A 21,306-nucleotide genomic window follows, 5' to 3' on the forward strand; every position below is an offset into this window, starting at 1 on the left:
GGCGGGGCCGCACCCCCGCCTCCCTCGCACCGATGAGCCCAGACTCTCCGCATGTCCACGATCGTCCGCGCCGCCGATGCGGCACAGTTCCTCTCCGTTCTTCCGCACCTGCTCGGCTGCACACCGCGCGACAGCGTCGTGGTCGTCCCCCTGTCGCAGGGGCGCACCCTCGGCGTGATGCGGGTCGACCTTCCGTCCGAGACCGCGGCGGCCGGCGCCGCCGCCAGCATCATCGGCATGGCCTGTCGGATCGTCGACGTCGAGGCGGTGATGCTGGTCGTCTACACGGATGCCGAGATCAACACCGAACCGTCACCCGTTCTCCCCCACCGCGCCGTCATCGACGCCCTCCGCACGCGCGCCGACGAGTGCGGACTGCCGGTCGCCGAGGCGTTCGTCGTCGCGGCGAACGGCTGGGGATCGGCACTGTCGGACCGTCTGCCGCCCGGGGGTCACGCACTGGAGCGGATCGCGCCGCGCGAGGATCTGCCGCCCGAGGCCGTGGACGGCCCGCCCGCGGTGGACCAGGCGGCCGGGGCGCAGCTGCCGTTGCCCGGCGCTGCGCGGCGCCGGGCGGTCGCGCAGGCGCTGCGGTCACTGGACGCGGCGCTCGAGACCATCTGCGGCATCCCGCGGATGAGTGGGTCCGCCCCCGTCCGCATCGATCCGGCGGCTCTGCAGGCCGCGTGCGCCCTCGACGATCTGCCGGCACTGTTCGAGCGGGCGCTGTCGTGGAACCCGGATGATCTGGCCCCGATGGATGCCGCGTCGATCGGCTGGTGTCTCGCCCGGGCAGGGCTCCGCGACGTCGCGCTCGTGCAGTGGGCAACCGATGTCGACGGCGGAGATGCGGCGATGGAGGCGCAGCGGCGCTGGGAGGACGGCGAGCTGTACCCGAGCGATCTCGCCGAAGTGATGTGGGGAGACGGCCCGCGCCCCGACGCGACGCGCCTCGACGCGGCGCTGCGCCTGGCGCGCAACGTCGCCGCCCTCATGCCGAAGAAGCGCCGGGCGGGCGCTCTGGCGGTGTGCGGCTGGATCGCCTGGGCCCGTGGACGCTCCACGCACGCCGAGGCCTACGTCCGCCAGGCCCTCCACGCCGACCCGCGGCACGGCTTGGCCGAGATCGTCGGGTCGTTCGTGGCCGCCGGGCATCTGCCCGACTGGGCGTTCCGTGCACGGTAGAGGTCAGGCCGGCGGCTGCTCGATCTCGCCGAAACCGTCGTCGACGAGCCGGCGCACCGCGTCGACGGCGGCGGCGGCATCCGGTCCGCCCGCGCTGATGCGCACCGTGGCGCCGCCCGCGGCTCCCAGGGCGAGCAGGCCGATCATGCTGAGGGCTGACGCCGGGCCGGCACCGCTCGTCACGTTCGCGATCGAGACGTCCGCGTCGAAGCCGCCGACGGCCTTGACGACGAGGGCCGCCGGCCGGGAGTGCAATCCCATCGGGTTGCGCAGCACCGCCTCGACGGACACGTCCGCCGCCGAGGAGTCCGCGGGAGCAGCCGAGGCCGCCTCCGGCGTCGGAGCGTCCATGGATGCCGCGGGAGCGTGCGCCTGCTTGGCCGCCAGCGCGGACGACACCTCCGTCGCGACCTCGTCGAGACCGCCGCCCGTCGCAGCGCGCACGACTCCGGCGGTGATGCCCTCCACGAACGGGCCGTCGCTGATCCGCACGGGGACGGTGCTCGTCCGCAGGTCGAGGGCGAGCTCCGAGCTGAGCACCGCAGAGCCGAGATCGGTGATGATCAGAACGCCGTCGGTGTCGGCGAGCGCGTCGATGGCGTCGGCGATGGCCGCCGCATCCGTGCCGAAGCCACCGTCAGCCCCCGAGGCGATCCGAACGGGCAGCGCCTCGCCGTGGATCATCTGCATCGCCAGATCGACGGCGGCCTCGGCCAGAGCCTCACTGTGCGAGACGACGACGAACCCGATCACGCGGCTTCCCCGGCGGCGGCATCCGCGAAGGCGCGCAGCAGCAGCGCTGTCGACGCCGACCCCGGGTCCACGTGACCGACGCTGCGCTCACCCAGATAGGAGGCGCGACCCTTCCGTGCCACGAGGGGCTCGGTGTCCGCGCTGCCCTGCTCAGCGGCCGCTGCCGCTGCCGCCGCCGCATCGGCGAGTGTCGCACCGCCGGCCAGCGCCGTGTCGAGAGCCTCCAGCGCCGGGCCGAACGCGTCGATCATGGTCTTGTCACCCGGCTGTGCATGTCCTCGGGCGACGACCGCGGCGACGCCGGCCGACAGCGCGTGCGCCCACTCCTGCGGCGACATCGACGCGGCGGCCGGCGCGTTCTTGCCCATGTCGAGGAACAGGGTGCCGTAGAGCGATCCGCTCGCCCCACCGACTTTGCTGACGAGAGTCATGCCGACGGCCTTGAAGAACTCCGGCACCGTCTGCGGCGGGGTGGCATCGAGCTTCGCCACGATCGCCGTGAAGCCGCGGAGCATATTCGTGCCGTGGTCGGCGTCGCCGATCGCAGAATCGAGCGCGGTGAGGCGGTCGGCCTCCGTCGTCAGCCGCGCGTCGCTGAGACGCACCCACCGGTCGAGAACCTCGAGCGTCACGGTGTCGGCCGTCGCGGCATCCGTCATCTCAGCGTCCCCACCGCAGGGCGCTCGTCTCGACGGGAGCATCCCACAGGCGCAGCACCTCGTCGTCGGCGCGCAGCAGAGTGAGCGAGCAGCCCGCCATGTCGAGGCTCGTGACGTAGTCGCCGACGAGGCTGCGGGCGACCGTGACCCCCTTCGCCGCGAGCGCGTCGGCGATGTCGGCGTACATCACGTACAGCTCGATCAGCGGGGTGCCGCCCAGTCCGGTCAGCAGCGCGATCACCGGGGCGCCGGTGAAGTCCAGATCGGCGGTGATCGCCTCGACGAGCTCAGCGGCGATGTCGTGCGCGGGAGCGAGCGGCACGCGCGTGCGGCCCGGCTCGCCGTGGATGCCGACGCCCATCTCCATCTCGTCATCCGGCAGATCGAAGCTCGGGTGACCGACCGCGGGCACGGTGCAGCTGGTCAGCGCCACGCCCATCGAGCGCCCGTGCGAGGCGACGTGCTCGGCGACGGCCTTGACCTCCGCCAGGCTCTTACCCTCGGCCGCCGCCGCCCCGGCGATCTTCTCGACGAGCAGGGTCGTGCCGACACCGCGACGCCCGGCCGTCCACGTCGAGTCCTTCACCGCGACATCGTCGGCGACGATCACCGACTCCGAGGCGATGCCCTCGTCGGCGGCCAGTTCGGCCGCCATCTCGAAGTTGAGCACGTCACCCGTGTAGTTCTTGACGATGAAGAGCACGCCCGCACCGGAATCGACGGCCTGGGCCGCGGCCAGCATCTGATCGGGCGTCGGCGAGGTGAACACCTCGCCCGCGCACGCGGCATCGAGCATGCCCGCGCCGACGAAGCCGCTGTGCAGGGGTTCGTGTCCCGAACCGCCGCCCGAGATCAGCGCGACGCGACCCTCGCGGGGGGCGTTGCTGATGACCACGCGGTTCTCATGGTCGACGGTGAGCTCGGGGTGGGCGGCCGCGACGCCGCGCAGGGCATCGGCGAGCACCGATTCGGCCGAGTTGATGAGCTTCTTCATGCGCGGATCTCCTCTTCACTGAGTTGTCGCAGGTGGTTCTCGCCGGCGTTCTTCGACGGCCTCATCGCGGGGGTGGCTTTTCGACATCATCGACTGCGATTCGTCTATGTCGAATATCTGCCCCATTTGCACCGGTGTCAAGAGGTAGTGTGACGTCAACCGTCCGCGCGCGAAAGGTCTCGGGATGATCCAGTCCATCGACCGCGCCGCGCGCATCCTCTCCCTGCTGCAGGGTGCGCGGCGCCTCGGCATCAGCGAGCTCGCCGTCGCCCTCGACCTGCCGCCGTCGACGGTGCACGGCCTCGTGAAGTCGCTGCAGGAACACGGTCTGGTGATTCAGGAGGCGCGCGGCAGTCGCTACGCCCTCGGCCCGGCGCTTCTCACCCTCTCGAGCGTGTACCTCGACACCCTCGACGTGCGCGCACGGTCGCTGCGGCGCATGCACGACCTGTCGCATCGCACCGGACTCGCCTGTCGGCTGGGTGTCGCGCACAACACGGACGTCCTCGTCATCCACCACGATCGCCGACCAGACGGCACGGAGCAGATGCCCGAGACGGGGATCACCCTCCCGGCCCACGCCTCCGCCCTCGGAAAGGTGCTGCTCGCCTACGACGACGACTTCCGCACGGAGGTGCTCGCCCACCCCCTGGCCGACCTGACCGGCGACACGGTCACCGACGCGGCTGCGCTGCAGGAGCAGCTGATCGTCGTGCGGGACGGTGCGCTGGCGACCGAGAACGAAGAGGCCGTCATCGGCGACGCCTCCGTCGCCGTTCCGGTCACCGGCGAGGACGGCACGGTGATCGCTGCGCTCGGGGTCGTCTTCCCCGCGCCGGCATCGGAGCTGGATGCCGCAGTCCTCAAGGAACTGCGCGACGCGGCACAGGCGATCTCCCGCGACCTCGGCGCCCCGGGCTGGCCGCCGCGAGCGAGCTCGGCGGCCTGATCAGCACCACCGGTCGTTGAGCGAGCGCAGCGAGTCGAAACGCCCCGACCGGCTACTTCACCAGCGGGAAGAGGATCGTCTCGCGGATGCCGAGCCCGGTGATCGCCATGAGCAGACGGTCGATGCCCATGCCCATGCCACCGGTCGGGGGCATGCCGTGCTCGAGCGCGCGCAGGAACTCCTCGTCGACGCGCATCGCCTCGTCGTCACCGCGGGCCGCGAGCTTCGCCTGCTCGACGAAGCGCTCCCGCTGGATGACGGGGTCGACGAGCTCGGAGTACCCCGTGGCCAGCTCGAAGCCGCGCACGTACAGGTCCCACTTCTCGACCACACCCGCGACGGTGCGGTGCTCCCGGACGAGGGGCGAGGTGTCGAGCGGGAAGTCCATGACGAAGGTCGGCCGCTCCAGGCCCCCCTTCACGAAGTGCTCCCAGAGCTCTTCGACGTACTTGCCGTGCGTCGCGACCTTCTCGGGAACCTCCACGCCCACCGACGCGGCGAGCGCCTTCAGCTCGTCGAGCGGGGTCTCCGGGGTGATCGTCGTGCCCGCGGCATCCGAGAGGGACGCGTACATCGAGATGCGGTCCCACTGGCCGCCGAGATCGAACGCCGTGCCGTCGGCCCAGGTGACCGTCGTCGAGCCGGCCACCGCGATCGCGGCGTTCTGGATGAGCTCCTGAGTGAGATCGGCGATGCCGTTGTAGTCGGTGTACGACTGGTAGGCCTCGAGCATCGCGAACTCGGGGCTGTGGGTGGAGTCGGCGCCCTCGTTGCGGAAGTTGCGGTTGATCTCGAAGACGCGGTCGATGCCGCCGACGACGGCGCGCTTGAGGAACAGCTCCGGCGCGATGCGCAGGTACAGCTCGGCGTCGAACGCGTTCGAGTGCGTCACGAAGGGCCGCGCCGCCGCCCCTCCGTGCTGCACCTGCAGCATGGGCGTCTCCACCTCGAGGAAGCCGTGGTCGGCGAAGGTCTGACGCAGCGACGCATTCACCTTGGCGCGCGCGATGACCGTCTCCCGCGCCTGATCGCGGGCGATGAGATCGAGGAAGCGCGAGCGCACCCGGCTCTCCTCGCTCAGCTCGCTGTACAGGTTCGGCAGCGGCAGCAACGCCTTCGCCGCGATCACCCAGTCCGTGACCATGATCGACAGCTCGCCGCGGCGGCTGGAGATGACCTGACCGGTCACCGAGACGTGATCGCCGAGGTCGACGAGGTCCTTCCACGCCTGCAGCGAGTCTTCGCCCACCTCGGCGAGCGAGACCATCGCCTGGATACGGCTGCCGTCGCCGGCCTGCAGCGACGCGAAGCACAGCTTGCCCGTATTGCGGCTGAACACGACGCGTCCGGCGACCGACGCGGTGACACCGGTCTCGGCACCGGCCTCGAGATCGGCGTAGCGCGCACGCAGAGCGGCGATGGTGTCGGTGACCGGCACGGCGACCGGGTAGGCGCCGCCCGCGGCATCCGTCCGCTCGGCGAGCAGCCGCTCGCGCTTGGCGAGACGCACGGCCTTCTGCTCGTGCACATCGGCGAGGTCCGCCCCCTCGGCATCAGGGGCGGCCGGGACGGGCGTGGACGCGGCGTTCGGCGTCTGAGTCATGGTGCGGGGCTCCTCGGAATCGACGTTCCAGTCTATCGAGGCGCGCCTGCGCAGCTTCCGGGATGCCGCGACCGGCGCGCTCAGCCGCCGAGGACGTCGCCGATCAGCGGCGACCCGTCCTGCAGCGCCCGGTCGACGGCCGAGTGCACGAGCGCCGACAGGTAGCGTCCGGGCTCCTCGATGCCCGCCGAGCGCAGCAGCGACGTCGATTGCCGCACGACGGATGCCGAGAACGCCGTCGCCGTCGCGATGGCCTCGCCGTACGCGGCGCGGTCGGCTTCGGCGACGACGACCGGCTCGCAGCCCAGTTCGACGGCGAGTGCCTGCGCGATCGGCAGCACCGCGGCCGGCGCCGTGACCGCCGCGAACGCATCGTGCAGCTGGCGGAGGTCCATCGAGCTGCCCGTGAAGGTGACCGCGGGATGCACCGCGAGCGGGATCGCCCCGCGGCGCGCCGCGGGGGCGAGCACATCGGTACCCCAGGCCGGGTCGGTGTGCAGAACGAGCTGCCCGACCTGCCAGCGATCGAGTTCGGCGAGACCGGCGACCAGGCTCGGCAGTTCGTCGTGCGGAACGGCGATCACCACGAGCTCGCTGCGACGCACGATCTCGTCGGCGTCGAGCACGGGAACGCCGGGCAGGATCGCTTCGACCCGGTCACGGTCGGAGCCGGCCGTGATGCCCACGAGGGCGTGTCCGGCGCCGGCGAGAGCCGCCCCGATGACGGGACCGACGCGCCCGGCGCCGATGATCCCCACACCCAATCTGCTCGCGCCGCTCATGCGCGTCCTTCCTCTTCGTCGATGGTCGCGGTCATCGTCGGCGTCCGCTCTGCCGCCGGCGCGGCATCCCACCGGTGCGAACGATCGCTCGCGGCGGCCGCGATCACCGCCGTCGCCGCCCGCTGCCACACGGCGACCGCATCGTCGCGATCGAGCGCGCCGACCGCGCCCGGCACCTGTCCGGCGACGGTGTGCCCGGTGAGGGTCGCCGCCTTCTGCGAGCGGCCGATCGGGCCCTGAGACAGCGCCACCGACTGCAGGCGCGCGAGCGGGAGGATCACGAGCGAGCGCCAGATGAGTCCGCGGCGAAGCAGGATCGCGTCGGGGGTGAGCAGCACACCGTTGCGACGCCACGACAGCGGGCGCAACCACCACGCGCGCCGCGGGGTCGTCACATACGGGTCGCTCGCGTCGTGCGGGCCGAGCAGGCCGTGCACGACGAGTTCCTGCCACTGCGCGGCCGAGATCCCGGGAAGGAACAGGCGGAGCACCCGCTCGACGTCGTCGCGGGTGCCGACGGGCAGCACGTCCGCGAACTGCTGCGACTGCGCGTCATTGGCCGAGCGCCCCGAGAGCCGGTTGACCCGGATCGACCACCAGCCGCAGCCGCGCCAGAGCAGCGGCTGACGGATCTCGAAGGCATGCACGCGTCCCGGCGGCAACGTTTCGGTGATGGTCGTGAACAGTCCGAAGGTGATGCGCACCCCTGAGGGCGTGGGGGCGATCGAGTAGCGCAGCGCGCGGGTGATCGTACGGAACCAGTAGGCCGCGAACCCCAGCGCGGCCGGCACGAGCGTGAACAGCACCCAGGGGGTGCCGACGACCGAGCCGACGATGATGGCGGCGACGACGACCAGCAGCCACAGCGTCGACCCCGACAGCAGCCGTGAGCCGATGAGTCTTCCCGGCGGGATGTGCACGACGGATGCCGGTTCGGCGACGGGCTGTTCGGCGCCGTCGATCAGCCCGGTCAGCGCGGCGCCGACCGTGGCGACGGCGGCGCGTCCTCGGGACAGCGAACCCACGGCATCCGCCGTTCGCGCGAGCTGACGACCGGAGGCAAGGCGCAGGATGTCGGCGCGCACCGCCTCGGCGTTGGCGGTCGAGAGGTACTCGAGCTTGACGTTGCTGTCGAGGCCCGCCCCGACGACCTCGAGCTTGGCCGCGCCCAGCAGGCGCGCGACCATCGGGCGGATCAGGTTGACGCCCTGCACCCGATCCAGCGGCGCACGGCGGTGGGTGCGGAAGAGGATGCCGCTTCGCACCTCGACGTCGTCGCCGGTGATGCGGAACGTGTGGAAGCGCCACGACAGCCAGAAGCCGCCCAAAAGGAGCAGCAGCACCGCCAGCACCGCCACAAGCGCGAGCAGGATGAGGTTGTTGCTGACGACGTAGTCGACGGGGTCGGCCTCGTAGCGTTCCAGGTCGGCGACGGCCGGGAAGAGCCAGCCGATGATGCGGTCGCGCAGGTTGGTGATGACGATGCCGAGCACGACGACGAGGAACAGCCCGCCGCGCAGCACGGGGGTGAGGGGGTGCAGCCGGTGCCACTCGCCGTCGCTGAGCGGCGAGCGCACGTCGGCGACGGCGGCGGGATCGGTCACAGGCCGGTCCGTCGGGTCTCTGCCACCGCGATCAGGGTGTCGCGCAGCAGCTCGGCGGCGGGCTGCGTGAGCCCAGGGATCACGACGCCGGTGGTCGCCGCGGCGGTCACGAGCTTGAGCTGAGCGATGCCGAAGACCCGGTCGAGGGGACCGTGGGTGATGTCGACGAGCTGCATCCGGCCGTAGGGAACCGCGACCATCCTCTGCCAGAGGATGCCGCGGCGGAACACGAGGTCGTCCTCGCGCAGCTGGTAGCCGTAGGAGCGGGCCTGGCGCGGGAGGATCACGAGCGTCCACACCGTCACGACCGTGACGACACCCGCCGGAATCCACACCCAGCCGAACCGCAGCAGGACGGCGCCGACCACCGCGGCGGCGAGGACCAGCGCGAGGAAGGCGAGCGTCGAGATCAGCCGCACCCAGACGTAGTTGCGCGACAGCAGGTGCCAGGTGCCGTCGCCAAGCGGCAGCCGGTTGGCGCTGCGCGGCTCGAGGAGGCGGTCGTAGGTGCCCGCGTCGAGCACGCCGCCGCCGGGCTCGACGTCAGTCGTGGTGGGAGAGGCCGAGTCCGGGTTCGGGAGGTCCGGGGTGTTCGTCATCGTCGTCCTTCCGGATGGTGCAGAGGTGCTCGGCGACGAGTCCCGCCGCGACCAGCACGAGGCCGCCGACGATCGCGGCGATCACCGGTCCTGTCGAGCCTAACGAGGGCGCGACGGGTCGCGTGATCAGGAAGGCCAGAAGTCCCGCCGCGACACCGGCGACACCGGCGCCGACGAGGGTCGACGCCTTGGCCAGCATCGCGATGCGGACGGCCCGGAAGGGATCGACCGGCGCGGTCTGCGAACCGGCGGTGGCCCGGCGGATCGGCAGGGCGAACAGCACGAGGGCGATGCCGAGCAGCACGAGCAGGATCGGCAACAGGAACGACGGGGTGAACGTGGGGCGCCCTGTCGCCGTCAGCACCTGGTCGACGGCGAACCCGAGGAACACGCCGATCGCGATGGCGACGACGATCGTGCCCGCTTTGGTGCGCTTCACGCCGCGCCCCCGTCCGGCGCCGGCTCGGCATCCGCGGACGCCTCGGCTTCGCGCAGGTCTGCGAGGAGGTCGCGCACGCGACCGACGCCGGGCAACACGGCCTCGGGGTCGACCTGCAGCCACGGCTCGAGCACGAACGTCCGCTCCGCCGCGCGCGGGTGCGGCAGGGTCAGCGCCGGATCGTCCGAGCGCACGTCGCCGTAGGCGATGAGATCGAGATCGAGCGTGCGGCTCTGCCAGCGGAGGTCATCGACCCGGCGCGGCGGCCGGCCGTGCGCCTCCTCGATGGCGTGGAGGTAGCCCAGCAGCACGGAGGGGGCGAGGCGGGTCGTCACGAGCGCGACCGCGTTCAGGTAGGCCGGCGCGTCCGCATCCGGACCGTCCAGCGTCAGCGCGACCGTTTCGATGGGCGCGGAGGCGACGACGCGCGTCGTCAGCGGCAGGCGCGCGAGCTCTTCGAGGGCCGCCGTCATCGTCGCCTGCCGGTCGCCCAGGTTGGCGCCGATCGCGATCACCGCGATCGTCTCGGCGGAGTCGCGGGCGGGCATGTCGTCGGAGAAGCCCTGCGCGAGGCGGCGGTTCATGCGGGCACTCCTTCACGAGCGCGACGGATCGTCACGCTCACGTCGTCGAACGGCACCGTGATGGGCGCCTGCGGTTTGTGGATCGTGACCTCGACGGCATCCACCCGCGCGTACGCGAGAGCGCGATCGGCGATGCGCTGGGCGACGGTCTCGAGCAGGTCCGCCGGCTCGCCGGAGAGCACCGCGGCGACCTGGTCGGCGAACTCGCCGTAGTGCACGGTGTCGTCGACGTCGTCGCTCTGAGCGGCGGCGGCGAGCGAGAGCTCCAGCGCCACGTCGGCGATGAAGACCTGCCCCTCGCGGCGCTCGTGCGCGTAGACCCCGTGGTACCCGGTGGCCCGGATGCCGGTGAGAGTGATGCGGTCGCTCATGCGCCTCCTCCGTCGTTCTCGCCGTTCCACCGGCTCCACACCGTGAGGGCATCGCGGGTGGCGGCGACGTCGTGCACGCGCACGGCCCATGCGCCGGCCTGCGTCGCGAGGACGCTCGTGACAGCGGTCGCGAGATCGCGGCGGGAGGTCGAGACCTCCACGCCCTCGGCATCCCCCAGCGCCTCGGCGAGGAAGCGCTTTCGACTGGTGCCGACGAGGACGCGCGGTCCGATCGCGACGATCTGCTCGAGGGCGCGCAGCGCCTCCCAGTTCTGCGCACCGCGCTTGCCGAAGCCGATGCCCGGATCGAGGATGATCCGGTCGGGCGAGATCCCGGCGGCCGCAGCCGCGCCGACCCGCCCCTCCAGCTCGGCGACGAGGTCGCGGGCGAGATCGGCGTAGGCGGCGCGGGCGTACATGTCGGCGGAGTGGCCCCGCCAGTGCTGCAGGACGACGTCGACGTCGGATGCCGCGACCACCCCGAGCATGTCGGGATCTCCCAGCCCGCCGGAGACGTCGTTGACGATGCGCGCCCCGGCGTCGATCGCCGCCTGCGCGGTGCTCGCGTTCATCGTGTCGATGCTCACGAGGGCGCCCTCGGCGGCGAGAGCCGCGACGACCGGCAGCACACGCGCCTGCTCCTCGGCGGGGGCGACGCGTTCGGCGCCCGGCCGGGTCGACTCTCCGCCGACGTCGAGGATGTGGGCGCCGTCGGCGCGCAGCGACAGGCCGTGCGCGATCGCGGCGTCGGCCGCGAGGAAGCGCCCGCCGTCGCTGAAGGAGTCGGGTGTGACGTTGACGATGCCCATGATCGCGGTCATGCGGGTGTCCCCGTCACGAGCATCATGATCTCGGCGCGCGCCGACGGCTCGGCGAGCTCACCGCGCGCGGCGATCGTGATGGTCTCGGCATCGGGCTGGCGTCCCCCGCGCATCGTGACGCACTCGTGGCGGGCGGCGAGCACGACGAGCACACCGCGCGCATCGAGGGCCGCGGCGATGGTGTCGGCGATCTGCTCTCCCAGCCGCTCCTGCACCTGCGGTCGGGCCGCGAGCACGTCGACGACTTTGGGCAGCGCCCCGAGGCCCACTACCTGCTCACCCGGCAGGTACGCAATGTGCGCGCGTCCCGCGAAGGGCAGCAGGTGGTGCTCGCAGACGGAGCGGAAGCGGATGTCGCGCAGCAGCACCGCGCCGGAGGGCAGCGTGTCGGGCGCCGGCCCGCGGGAGACGCTGATGGTGTGGGCCAGCGGCTCGGCGGCATCCTGTCCCACCCCCGCGAAGAAGTCGGCGTAAGCGTCGGCGACCCGCTGCGGGGTCGCCTTCAGCCCCGGGCGATCGGGGTCCTCCCCGATCGCGACGAGGATGTCGCGCACGGCGGCGGCGACGCGGTCTCGATCGACGGCCACGTCACGAGCCTAGGCGGTGGCGGGGCGCGCCTGCCCGCTCGGACGCCGCTGCGCCGCGGTCTGCGTCGCGTGCTGCTCCTCCGCGACGGATGCCGCGGCCAGCCCGGCCTCGTCCTGACGACGGGGCACGTCCACCGGCGGCAACATCGAGACGGGACGGTCGTCGCTGGAGAGCCACTGGGCGCGCGGCGGCAGCTTCTTGACGTCGCGGAACATCTCGGCGAGCTCCAGGTGGTCCAGCGTCTCCTTCTCCAGGAGAGCCAGGGCGAGCTTGTCGAGGATGTCGCGGTTCGCGTTGATCACCTCGTAGGCCTCGTTGTGGGCCTGCTCGATGAGCTCGCGCACCTGCTTGTCGACGCGCTCGGCGATGCGCTCGGAGAAGTCGCGGCCGTGACCCATGTCGCGGCCCATGAAGACCTCGCCGGAGGAGGAGCCGAGCTTGACGGGTCCGACATCGGTGGTCATGCCGTACTCGGTGACCATCTTGCGGGCAATGCCGGTGGCCTTCTCGATGTCGTTGCTCGCACCCGTGGTCGGGTCGTGGAAGACGATCTCCTCCGCCACACGGCCGCCCATGGCGTAGGTGAGCTGGTCCTGCAGCTCGTTGCGGGTGACCGAGTACTTGTCTTCGAGCGGCAGCACCATCGTGTATCCGAGGGCCTTGCCGCGCGGAAGGATCGTGACCTTCGTGACGGGGTCGGTGTTGTTCATCGCCGCCGCCGCGAGGGCGTGACCACCCTCGTGGTACGCGGTGATGAGCTTCTCCTTGTCCTTCATGATGCGCGTGCGACGCTGCGGGCCGGCGATGACGCGGTCGATGGCCTCGTCGAGTGCGCGCATGTCGATGAGCTGCGCGTTGGAGCGCGCGGTCAGCAGCGCGGCCTCGTTGAGCACGTTGGCGAGGTCGGCACCGGTGAAGCCGGGCGTCTTGCGCGCGATGACGGCGAGGTCGACCGACGGCGAGAGCGGCTTGCCGCGACCGTGCACCTCGAGGATGCGCTGGCGGCCCTTGAGGTCGGGGGCGTCGACGCCGATCTGACGGTCGAAGCGGCCCGGGCGCAGCAGCGCCGGGTCGAGGATGTCGGGACGGTTGGTGGCGGCGATGACGAGCACCGACGCCTTCGGGTCGAAGCCGTCCATCTCGACGAGCATCTGGTTGAGCGTCTGCTCGCGCTCGTCGTGACCGCCGCCCATGCCGGCGCCGCGGTGGCGACCGACGGCGTCGATCTCGTCGATGAAGATGATCGCGGGGGCGTTCTCCTTGGCCTGGTTGAACAGGTCGCGCACGCGGCTCGCGCCGACGCCCACGAACATCTCGACGAAGTCGGAGCCCGAGATGGAGTAGAACGGCACGCCCGCCTCGCCGGCGACGGCGCGCGCGAGCAGGGTCTTGCCGGTTCCGGGAGGGCCGTACAGCAGCACGCCCTTCGGGATGCGGGCACCGACGGCCTGGAACTTCGCGGGATCCTTCAGGAAGTCCTTGATCTCCTGCATCTCCTCGATGGCCTCGTCGGCACCGGCGACGTCGGCGAAGGTGACCGTCGGGGTCTCCTTCGTCACGAGCTTCGCACGCGACTTGCCGAACTGCATGACCTTGCTGTTGCCGCCCTGGGCGGCGGAGAAGAAGAACCAGAAGAGCAGACCCAGCAACAGGATCGGGATCAGGAGCGAGAGCAGGCTCTCGAAGAAGGTGGTGCGAGGGACGACGTCGTTGTAGCCGTCCTTCGGGGTCGCGGCATCCACGGCCGAGACGACCTCGTTGGCGCGCGCACCGACGTAGTAGAACTGCACCTGGTTGGCGCCCTGGAACGGCGCGGACAGTGTCATGTCCACCCGCTGGTCGCCGTCGGTGTTCGTCACCTGCGTGACGGTGCCGCCCTTCAGGAGGTTCAGCCCCTCCTGCGTCGTGATCTGCTTGGCCCCGGTGAGCGTCGAGATCAGCGACATGCCGATCAGCAACAGGGCGCCGATGAGCAACACGTAGACGAACGGGTTGCGGCTGAGCTTCTTGAAGTCCATGATCCGCTCAGGCTACCGCGCGGCGACTATGGGGCGTCTGTGCATTCGCCACAGGCGAACCGGGAGCGGCCGCGCACCGCCGGTCGTTGAGCGAGCGGAGCGAGTCGAAACGCCCCTCGCCCCGCCGGTGTCAGCTGTAGACGTGCGGCGCGAGCACCGCGACGTCGCGGAGGTTGCGGAAGCGCTCGTCGTAGTCGAGGCCGTAGCCGACGACGAAGTCGGTGGGGATGTCGAAGCCCACGTAGCGGCAGTCGATCTCGACCTTGGCCGCTTCGGGCTTGCGCAGCAGCGCCAGTATCTCGATCGAGGCCGCGCCGCGCGACGCGAAGTTCTCCAGCAGCCAGCTGAGGGTGAGGCCCGAGTCGATGATGTCCTCGACGATCAGCACGTGCTTGCCGGTGAGGTCGGTGTCGAGGTCCTTTCGGATCTGCACCACGCCGCTGGACTTGGTACCGGCACCGTAGGAGGAGACGGCCATCCAGTCGATGACCACGTCGCGGCGGAGCTTGCGCGAGAAGTCGGCCATCACCATGACGGCGCCCTTCAGCACGCCGATCAGGAGCAGCTCTTTGCCCTCGTAATCGGCCTCGACCCGCTGAGCGAGCTCACCGAGCTTGTCGTGGATCTGCTCCTCGGTAACGAGGACGGTGGACAGCTGGTCAGCGATGTCGGCTGCGCGCATTCCTCAATTTTAGGCACGGATGCCGCGGCGGCTCGGCCGCTCCCGTTCCGCCGTCAGGAGCGGAGACCGTTGTGATCGCCGCGCACGGTATCCGGGCTGACGACGAAGATGTCGAACCGCTCGACCGCGCCGCGCTCACTTCGCGTCCAGGAGATCTCGACATACCAGTCGTCTCGGCGGAATCCGTCGGTCACGGTGCGCCCGCCGCCCGTCTCACGGACGCGCGATGACGTCCATCCTTCTTGTTCGAGCGAACGAGTCACGGCGTCGATGGCGCTGGCCGCGGCATCCTGCCTCGCGATCAGCGCGATGTAGGTCCGCACCTCCCAACGTGCCGTGTCCTGCGGCCGTGGCTGTGCACTCACGCCGTTCTGCGGAGCCACTCCATGTGAGTCCATGGGCGCGTCGGCCATGGGCGTGAGATCGCTCGGGATCAGCTGGACGACGTGCGCGGCCAGCTCCTCAGCAGTCTTCCGGTATTCGTCGAGTCTGCTGTCTGCGGTCATGGCACAGCCTCCTAGGATCAAGACGCACATCAGTGCGGCGGCCCCCACCAGACGTCTCATCATCATTTGGTCTTGACGTATTCGGGCGTGTAACCGGGCACATCTATGCCGTCCATCGTGTACGCGGTGCGACCCGTGGTAGCCGTCTTGTCGGGAGCGAAGACGACGGCTTCCCCACCCGTGATCACCGCGACCATGTTGTGGAATGCTGTCGAGTCGGGCGCGAAGACCGAGCTGTGGGCGTCGATCGCGGGCGGCGTGCCGTTCCCGGGTTCGTTGTAGTCCTCGAGGTCCGCACTGTTCGGGTCGTCATGGTGTATCCAGCCGGTTTCGAGCCGCGTCACATCGTCGGCAGTGAGCGCGGACTGTCCATGCATCCAATCCATGATGCCCGGCTGGATGGCGCCGACGACGGCATCGTTGCGGGCCATCATCGAGTAGTGCGGCACGTTCGACGTGTTCGGGAAGTCTTCGACTCCAGACACTCCGTGGCCCATGCCCGCGGCGGAGACGTACAGGACGCGGTCCGCCGACAGCCCGTCCTTCTCGGCGAGGCCGACGGTCGCGCCGCCGTAGCTGTGACCGAGCACCGTCGACGTCGCACCGGCCGGCATGTCGATGCCGGCGACGAAATCGCGCAGCCGCGGCGCCAGCGTCTCCGCGTAGCCCCATGTCATCGCCTCGGGGATGTCGTGCGGGAACCGGCCACCGGCCCACTGGAAGACGGCGGAATCGGGGCCGGCGGCGGCCTGGAGGTTCTTCGCCACACCGTCCGAGAAGTTGGTCATCGTCGTGGTCGTGCCTGGAACGGAAACGGCAACGTTCTTGACCCATGCGGGGATGTCGCCCGTCGCGGGATCGAGGGGGCCGTGGTACGTGGCGATGGCATCCTTCGAAGGATCGAACACGACGACACGCGCTCCGATCTCCCGGTGGATGCCACCCTTGTCATCGATCCAGGTGATCTCCCGGTCGAGCAGTTCGTCGCGGTAGTAGTCGATCGTCGACTGCGCCTGTCGGATGAGCGCGTCGTAGGCTGCCGGCCCTCCGCCCGGATACCCGCGAGTGTCAGCCTTGAGCCGCTCCCAGTCCTGAATGAGCTGCTCCTGCCTGGTGATCTCGTTCCGGATGTTGATGCGGTTTGCGGCGACCCGATCACGGATCGGAATGCCGTTGAGGTTGCCGATGACGAGCGGTGCGGCAGCGATCAACTGCTCGCGCTGGGTCTGGTCGAGCGCGTTCCACACCTCTCGGATAGCAGCCGGGTCGCCGAGGCTCGCAATCGACGAGGCCGTCAGTCCAGACAGATCGCCAGCCCATGCGGTCGTGGCCGCGACGAGGCCGCCGGCTCCGACGGCACCGGCATGGGTGACGGCTGCGACGAGGTCGATCGCACGCAGATTGCGGGCCGCGCGATCGTCGATGCTCTGCCGATCGGCGTGGAGCTCGTTGTAAAGACGCGCTCGATCCTTGTACTCGTCGATCGCGGACTGCCAGCGGACGAGATACGACGGGTCCGAGAGATACAGCGACCGCGGCAGAACACCATCCCACGGGACAGCCCACCCCGCGATGAACTCCGAGGCCTCATTCATCGCTTCCCGCCGACGCCTCTGCAGCTGATCATAGGCAGCCGATGCACTGCTCAGTCTGCGCTGGGCCTGCTCCTGCAGGCCCTCCAGCGCCGCCGCATAGTCGCGGAGCACACGAGACACCTCGGCGCTTCCCGCCGAGGCTTCGCCGAACCGCTGATGCAGCAGCATCGTCCGGGCAGCGAGCGCCGAGGAGGTCGATGAGCTCGTAGCGGTGATCTCCGTGAGTGCAACGCCGACGTCGCTGCCGCGGTCGTTGAGGTCGAGGGACCGGCCATCGAACACCGCCGCCAGCGCGCGGATGGCGGACGGGTCGCCGACCGACGGGTCTGCGTCGATCCCGGGCAGGCTCACGATCCGGCCCCCGCCGCGAGGGCGGAATCGGCATCCGTGAACGTCTGCGCCGCGCCTGCGACGTCGCGCGCGAGCTGCTGCGAGACGTCCGCCAACGCATCGAGCGCGACACGCACGATTGCGTCGACCTCCGACAGAGCGCTCTCGACGGTCGCGGAGCCGCACGCTCCCGTCGGGCCGCAGACACCGGCGACGGCGTTACCCGCGCTCCGCAGGAGTGCCGACGCCACGTCGAGATGGTTCACGTCGATATCGAGATCCGGCATACGAATTCCTCCCCACAGCGATTCTGCCGTGACCTTCGCGGCCGGACATATGGGGAGCACTACCCATCACCGCGATGCCCCTGCCGAAGCGCCGGCGGGTTCAGGATGCCGCGACGAACTCCAGCCGCGTGCCGCTGCGGTGGGCGCGGCATCCGGGCAGATCGATCGGGCCCTGGCCGCGCCAGTCGGTGACGAGTCGGGCGACCTCGAGGGTCTGCACGCGGGTGAGGCTCACTCCGAACTCGCTCGCGACGACGTGGCGGATGATGCGGTGACGCAGCGCGGGCGGGTTGGCGGCCAGCGCGGCCACCGAGACCGCGATGCCGGCTTCGGCGTGCTCGACGATGTCTTCGATGGTCTCGTCGATCATCTCGGCGAAAGCGGCGGCATCCTCACGCAGCTGATCGCTCGTGCGGGCGAGCGCCTCGGCGACGCCGGGGCCGAGCTCGGCTTCGAGCACGGGCATGACGTCTTGGCGCACGCGCACGCGCAGGAACCGGCGGTCGAGATTGTGCGGGTCCTCCCACGGCGGCAGGCCCACCGCGGTGCACGCGGCGCGGGTGGTCGCGCGGCGCACGCCGAGCAGGGGGCGGAGGATGCGGATGCCGTCTTCGACCCGGTCGGGCGACATCGCGCCGAGGCTCGCCGCTCCCGACCCGCGGGCGAGACCCACGAGCACGGTCTCGGCCTGGTCGTCGAGGGTGTGGGCGAGCAGGATCGCTTCGGCCCCGGCATCCTTCGCGGCGGCGAGCAGGGCGGCGCGGCGGGCATCGCGGGCGGCGGCCTCGGGCCCGCCCTCGGTGCCGACCTCGACGCGGATGACGCGGGCGGGCAGGCCCCGCTCCACCGCGACGGCGGCCGCGCGGGCGGCGACCCGGTCGGATCCCGCCTGCAGTGCGTGGTCGATGATCGCCGCGGAGGCCGCGACCCCGGCTTTCGGCGCCTCGAACGCGACCGCGTCGGCGAGCGCGAGCGAGTCCGCACCGCCGGACAGGCCGACCAGCACGGGGCCGGCGACCGTGGCGAGGGCCGCGCGCACCGCCCGGCGGATCTCGGCGACGGCGGGGTCGAGGCTGGGGCGGTGGTCCACGGCATCCACGCTAGCGACTGCGCGCCTGCACAACTCCTCCTCAACGGAGGGAACCGGGGTCGACCAGGTCCCGGGGTCCACCTGAGGCGGAGTTGTGACGCTCGGCAGCTGCGAGCCCGCCGACTAGGCTGGATGCCGGCATCCACCAGACCCTCCGAAGGAGAACCAGCATGGGCGCATACGACGCCGTCATCGAGATTCCGCGCGGCAGCCGCGTGAAGTACGAGGTCGACCACGGCACCGGCCGGGTGTTCCTGGACCGCGTGCTGTTCACGCCGATGGGCTACCCCGCGAACTACGGCTTCTTCGAAGACACCCTCGGCGAGGACGGCGACCCGCTCGACGTGCTGCTGCTGCTCGACCGCGACCTGTACCCGGGCGTCATGGCGAAGGTGCGCCCCGTCGCCGTGCTGAAGATGCTCGACGAGGCCGGCGGCGACGACAAGGTCGTGGCCGTGCTCGCGAAGGATCCGCGCTGGGCGCACATCAACGACGTCGACGACCTCGACGAGTGGACCAAGGGCGAGATCGGCCACTTCTTCGAGCACTACAAGGACCTCGAGCCCGGCAAGTGGGTCAAGGTCGACCAGTGGGCCGGCGCCGAAGAGGCCGAGCGCCTGGTCGCCGAGGCGTTCCAGCGCTTCCAGGACGAGGACGCGCAGACCGCCACCCAGGGTGAGGGCCACGCCCCCAAGACCATCTGAGACCTGGTCTCACACGCAGAAGAGCGGATGCCGATCGGCATCCGCTCTTCTGCGTTGCGGCACTCGTCAGTAGACGTCGATGCCGTGGTCGTAGAGCACGGGCGCCGGGTCGATGCGCACGCCCTGCCAATAGACCTCGAAGTGAAGGTGGCAGCCGGTGGAGGCACCGGTGTTGCCGACATGGGCGATGAGGTCGCCCGCGTTGACCCAGTCACCGACGTTGACGTTGTAGCCGCCGCTGACGATGTGGGCGTAGCCGGTGACGACTCCGCCGCCGTGGTCGACCTTGACGTAGTTTCCCCAGTCGCCGGTGTACTGCGCCCAGACGACGCGGCCCGAGGCTGCGGCGTAGATCGGCGACCAGCAGGAGGTGGCGAAGTCGATGCCGCGGTGGCCGCCGCTGGTGCACACGCCGTTGCCGCAGACCGAGCCGCGGTTGCCGAACCACGAGCTGATGTAGCCGGATGCCGGGCGCACCCAGCCGTCGGTGCCGGGCGTTCCGCCGCCGCCTCCTCCGCCGCCACCGCCTCCTCCACCGCCGCCGCCGTTTCCGGCGTTGGCGTTGGCGGCGGCCTCGGCTTCGGCCTGCTTGCGACGCTCCTCGGCGAGGGCGGCCTGGCGAGCCTCCTCCGCTTTGCGCGCGGCTTCGACGCCGGCCTGGTAGTCGGCGACCGTCTTCGTGGTCTGGTCCTGGAGCGCGGCGAGCTGCGCCTGGAGGGTGCCGAGGTTCTTGTCCTGCTCGGCGAGCGCGGCTTGGGCGGCGGCGGCGGCATCCTGCGCGGCCTGCATCTTCTGCTGGGCTTCCTGCTGCAGACGGTCACGCTCGTCGCGGGCCAGCTTGGCCTTGTCGCTCAGGCTCTGGGCGTTGTTGCGGGCGCTGACCGCGTCGGCGTAGACGCCGCGGTTGGCCTCGACCAGACGGTCCATCGTGCCGAGCTTGGCGAGCAGGTCATCGGCGCTGGCGGCGGAGCCGGAGAAGAAGAGCTCCATGGACGGGTCGCTGCCGCCGGCACGGTACTGCTGGGCGGCAAGACGGCCGAGCTTCTTGGCCGACTCGGTCGCGCGGGCCGACTCTTCGTCGGCCTGCTTCTGCAGAGCGTCCGCATTGTCGGACGCGGTCTCGAAGTCGATCTGCGCCTGCACGTATTCGTTGGCGAGACGCTCGGCGTCGGCCTGCTTCGCTGCGACGTCGGCCTGCAGGGCGGCGATCAGACCCTGGATGCGGGTGACTTCGTTGGCCTTGGCGGCCTCGTTGTTCTTGGCGTTCTGCACGTCGTCCCACGAGGGATAGTCGGCGGCGAACGCGGACGGGCTGAACCGCAGGCCGAAGGCGCTGACGGCGCCGAGGCTCAGAACGCCGAGCCCCGCGAGGCCCAGGGCGGACCGGCGGCTCATCGGGCCACGCAGGCCCGCCATTTCCGTGGCGGTCGGCGCGCAACCGCAGTCTTCCGCCGAAGCGGCCTTCTCGGTCTTCACCTCGAACCTCCGTCTTTCACGCGCGTTGACCCCCGCCACCGGAAGTGGCAACACACGTCACACTAACAACATTCGTCACATTCGCCCAGGGGTTCCCGGTGATGAAACAGCTGGGAAACCGGGTCAAATCGCAGGCTCGCACGTGCCGCGCCCGCGGCCATCCTCCCCCGCGGATGCGGCGAGGCTCGGCATCCCACGCCCTCGATTTCCGATTTGCTGGATGATCTCTTATGCTTGAGCGTCGGTAAGAATGAGCCTCCGGGTTCGCTCGGCCCCATCGTTTAGCGGCCTAGGACGCCGCCCTTTCACGGCGGTAGCACGGGTTCGAATCCCGTTGGGGTCACTCTCCGACACACAACTGAATACGTATGGCCCTGTAGCGCAGTTGGTTAGCGTGCCGCCCTGTCACGGCGGAGGTCGCGGGTTCAAGTCCCGTCAGGGTCGCTCCGAGCGACGGGCCCTTTTCTTTCGAGATCGAGGGCCCTTCGTGTAGGACGCGGCAGATTCTCTCAAGCGGATGCCGCGCGGCTCTGTAGCTCAGTTGGTAGAGCGCACGACTGAAAATCGTGAGGTCACGGGATCGACGCCCGTCGGAGCCACACGAACCGTCGTTACAACGGTTCCAGAAACCCTCGCCTAGCTTCTACATGGCGGGGGTTTTGCTTTGGGCCCGGTGTGGCGCGCTTC

General features: G+C 70.5%; 22 protein-coding genes and 3 tRNA genes. 6 read left to right on the forward strand and 19 right to left on the reverse strand.

What is annotated here, in order from left to right:
* The first annotated feature begins 51 nt into the window (after nucleotides 1–51).
* The gene (locus HMPREF1529_RS03270; RefSeq protein ID WP_016463684.1) at nucleotides 52–1,185 is read left to right on the forward strand and encodes a DUF4192 family protein; all 1,134 of its coding nucleotides are present in this window, start codon (nucleotides 52–54) and stop codon (nucleotides 1,183–1,185) included.
* A gap of 3 nt (nucleotides 1,186–1,188) precedes the next feature.
* Here HMPREF1529_RS03270 and HMPREF1529_RS03275 read toward each other — a convergent pair whose 3' ends face one another.
* The 3 genes from HMPREF1529_RS03275 to dhaK are packed head-to-tail and all read right to left on the reverse strand — an operon-like array spanning nucleotide 1,189 to nucleotide 3,591.
* Entirely contained in the window at nucleotides 1,189–1,938 is a 750-nt protein-coding gene (locus HMPREF1529_RS03275; RefSeq protein WP_016463685.1) for an HPr family phosphocarrier protein, read from the reverse strand.
* A complete protein-coding gene (gene dhaL / locus HMPREF1529_RS03280) occupies nucleotides 1,935–2,597 on the reverse strand; it encodes a dihydroxyacetone kinase subunit DhaL (protein ID WP_005050656.1) in 663 nt (220 codons plus the stop codon). Before dhaL ends, HMPREF1529_RS03275 begins: the two co-directional genes overlap by 4 nt.
* A 1-nt stretch (nucleotide 2,598) precedes the next feature.
* Nucleotides 2,599–3,591, reverse strand: coding sequence for a dihydroxyacetone kinase subunit DhaK (gene dhaK / locus HMPREF1529_RS03285; protein WP_016463686.1), 993 nt, complete (start codon nucleotides 3,589–3,591; stop codon nucleotides 2,599–2,601).
* A gap of 184 nt (nucleotides 3,592–3,775) precedes the next feature.
* Between dhaK and HMPREF1529_RS03290 the strand changes: the two genes are divergently transcribed.
* A complete protein-coding gene (locus HMPREF1529_RS03290) occupies nucleotides 3,776–4,540 on the forward strand; it encodes an IclR family transcriptional regulator (protein WP_016463687.1) in 765 nt (254 codons plus the stop codon).
* Nucleotides 4,541–4,592: 52 nt separating this feature from the next.
* Here HMPREF1529_RS03290 and lysS read toward each other — a convergent pair whose 3' ends face one another.
* The 15 genes from lysS to tilS all read right to left on the reverse strand — a co-directional run bounded on the left by lysS (nucleotide 4,593) and on the right by tilS (nucleotide 18,448).
* Nucleotides 4,593–6,143 (reverse strand): lysine--tRNA ligase, encoded by a 1,551-nt coding sequence (lysS, locus tag HMPREF1529_RS03295; RefSeq protein ID WP_016463688.1) that lies wholly within the window; start codon nucleotides 6,141–6,143, stop codon nucleotides 4,593–4,595.
* An 80-nt stretch (nucleotides 6,144–6,223) separates the two neighbouring features.
* Nucleotides 6,224–6,925 carry a DUF2520 domain-containing protein gene (locus HMPREF1529_RS03300; protein WP_016463689.1) on the reverse strand — a complete coding sequence of 234 codons (702 nt, stop codon included), beginning with the start codon at nucleotides 6,923–6,925 and terminating at the stop codon, nucleotides 6,224–6,226.
* Nucleotides 6,922–8,529, reverse strand: a complete 1,608-nt coding sequence (locus tag HMPREF1529_RS03305) for a PH domain-containing protein (protein WP_005050661.1) — start codon at nucleotides 8,527–8,529, stop codon at nucleotides 6,922–6,924. Before HMPREF1529_RS03305 ends, HMPREF1529_RS03300 begins: the two co-directional genes overlap by 4 nt.
* On the reverse strand, nucleotides 8,526–9,128 hold the full coding sequence (locus HMPREF1529_RS03310; protein ID WP_016463690.1) for a PH domain-containing protein: 603 nt from the start codon (nucleotides 9,126–9,128) through the stop codon (nucleotides 8,526–8,528). The genes HMPREF1529_RS03305 and HMPREF1529_RS03310 overlap by 4 nt, the downstream gene beginning before the upstream one ends.
* Nucleotides 9,073–9,567: a DUF3180 domain-containing protein gene (locus HMPREF1529_RS03315; protein WP_005050663.1), complete on the reverse strand. Its 495-nt coding sequence runs from the start codon at nucleotides 9,565–9,567 to the stop codon at nucleotides 9,073–9,075. The genes HMPREF1529_RS03310 and HMPREF1529_RS03315 overlap by 56 nt, the downstream gene beginning before the upstream one ends.
* Nucleotides 9,564–10,151 carry a 2-amino-4-hydroxy-6-hydroxymethyldihydropteridine diphosphokinase gene (folK, locus tag HMPREF1529_RS03320; protein ID WP_016463691.1) on the reverse strand — a complete coding sequence of 196 codons (588 nt, stop codon included), beginning with the start codon at nucleotides 10,149–10,151 and terminating at the stop codon, nucleotides 9,564–9,566. Before folK ends, HMPREF1529_RS03315 begins: the two co-directional genes overlap by 4 nt.
* A complete protein-coding gene (folB, locus tag HMPREF1529_RS03325; protein WP_005050666.1) occupies nucleotides 10,148–10,522 on the reverse strand; it encodes a dihydroneopterin aldolase in 375 nt (124 codons plus the stop codon). Before folB ends, folK begins: the two co-directional genes overlap by 4 nt.
* Entirely contained in the window at nucleotides 10,519–11,343 is an 825-nt protein-coding gene (folP, locus tag HMPREF1529_RS03330) for a dihydropteroate synthase (protein WP_016463692.1), read from the reverse strand. Before folP ends, folB begins: the two co-directional genes overlap by 4 nt.
* Entirely contained in the window at nucleotides 11,340–11,930 is a 591-nt protein-coding gene (gene folE, locus HMPREF1529_RS03335; protein ID WP_016463693.1) for a GTP cyclohydrolase I, read from the reverse strand. The genes folP and folE overlap by 4 nt, the downstream gene beginning before the upstream one ends.
* 9 nt (nucleotides 11,931–11,939) lie before the next feature.
* Nucleotides 11,940–13,949, reverse strand: a complete 2,010-nt coding sequence (gene ftsH / locus HMPREF1529_RS03340; protein ID WP_005050670.1) for an ATP-dependent zinc metalloprotease FtsH — start codon at nucleotides 13,947–13,949, stop codon at nucleotides 11,940–11,942.
* Nucleotides 13,950–14,079: 130 nt separating this feature from the next.
* Entirely contained in the window at nucleotides 14,080–14,631 is a 552-nt protein-coding gene (hpt, locus tag HMPREF1529_RS03345) for a hypoxanthine phosphoribosyltransferase (RefSeq protein WP_016463694.1), read from the reverse strand.
* 53 nt (nucleotides 14,632–14,684) lie between these two features.
* On the reverse strand, nucleotides 14,685–15,137 hold the full coding sequence (locus HMPREF1529_RS03350) for a hypothetical protein (protein WP_016463695.1): 453 nt from the start codon (nucleotides 15,135–15,137) through the stop codon (nucleotides 14,685–14,687).
* A 62-nt stretch (nucleotides 15,138–15,199) separates the two neighbouring features.
* Nucleotides 15,200–17,083 (reverse strand): alpha/beta hydrolase, encoded by a 1,884-nt coding sequence (locus HMPREF1529_RS03355; RefSeq protein WP_016463696.1) that lies wholly within the window; start codon nucleotides 17,081–17,083, stop codon nucleotides 15,200–15,202.
* Entirely contained in the window at nucleotides 17,080–17,349 is a 270-nt protein-coding gene (locus tag HMPREF1529_RS03360) for a hypothetical protein (RefSeq protein WP_016463697.1), read from the reverse strand. Before HMPREF1529_RS03360 ends, HMPREF1529_RS03355 begins: the two co-directional genes overlap by 4 nt.
* A gap of 100 nt (nucleotides 17,350–17,449) precedes the next feature.
* Complete coding sequence (gene tilS, locus HMPREF1529_RS03365) at nucleotides 17,450–18,448, reverse strand: tRNA lysidine(34) synthetase TilS (protein WP_016463698.1); 999 nt, start codon at nucleotides 18,446–18,448, stop codon at nucleotides 17,450–17,452.
* A gap of 161 nt (nucleotides 18,449–18,609) precedes the next feature.
* Between tilS and HMPREF1529_RS03370 the strand changes: the two genes are divergently transcribed.
* Nucleotides 18,610–19,143 carry an inorganic diphosphatase gene (locus HMPREF1529_RS03370; RefSeq protein WP_005050676.1) on the forward strand — a complete coding sequence of 178 codons (534 nt, stop codon included), beginning with the start codon at nucleotides 18,610–18,612 and terminating at the stop codon, nucleotides 19,141–19,143.
* A gap of 66 nt (nucleotides 19,144–19,209) precedes the next feature.
* Here the strand turns inward: HMPREF1529_RS03370 and HMPREF1529_RS03375 are convergent, their stop codons facing one another.
* Complete coding sequence (locus HMPREF1529_RS03375) at nucleotides 19,210–20,619, reverse strand: M23 family metallopeptidase (RefSeq protein WP_016463699.1); 1,410 nt, start codon at nucleotides 20,617–20,619, stop codon at nucleotides 19,210–19,212.
* A 270-nt stretch (nucleotides 20,620–20,889) separates the two neighbouring features.
* Between HMPREF1529_RS03375 and HMPREF1529_RS03380 the strand changes: the two genes are divergently transcribed.
* The 3 genes from HMPREF1529_RS03380 to HMPREF1529_RS03390 all read left to right on the forward strand — a co-directional run bounded on the left by HMPREF1529_RS03380 (nucleotide 20,890) and on the right by HMPREF1529_RS03390 (nucleotide 21,218).
* A tRNA-Glu gene (locus HMPREF1529_RS03380) sits at nucleotides 20,890–20,962 on the forward strand.
* A gap of 27 nt (nucleotides 20,963–20,989) precedes the next feature.
* Nucleotides 20,990–21,063, forward strand: a tRNA-Asp gene (locus HMPREF1529_RS03385).
* Between the two features lie 82 nt (nucleotides 21,064–21,145).
* Nucleotides 21,146–21,218 (forward strand) — tRNA-Phe (locus HMPREF1529_RS03390).
* Nucleotides 21,219–21,306: the final 88 nt, after the last annotated feature.

Origin of the sequence: Microbacterium sp. oral taxon 186 str. F0373 (assembly GCF_000411455.1) — a bacterium.
Taxonomy (GTDB): Bacteria; Actinomycetota; Actinomycetes; order Actinomycetales; family Microbacteriaceae; genus Microbacterium.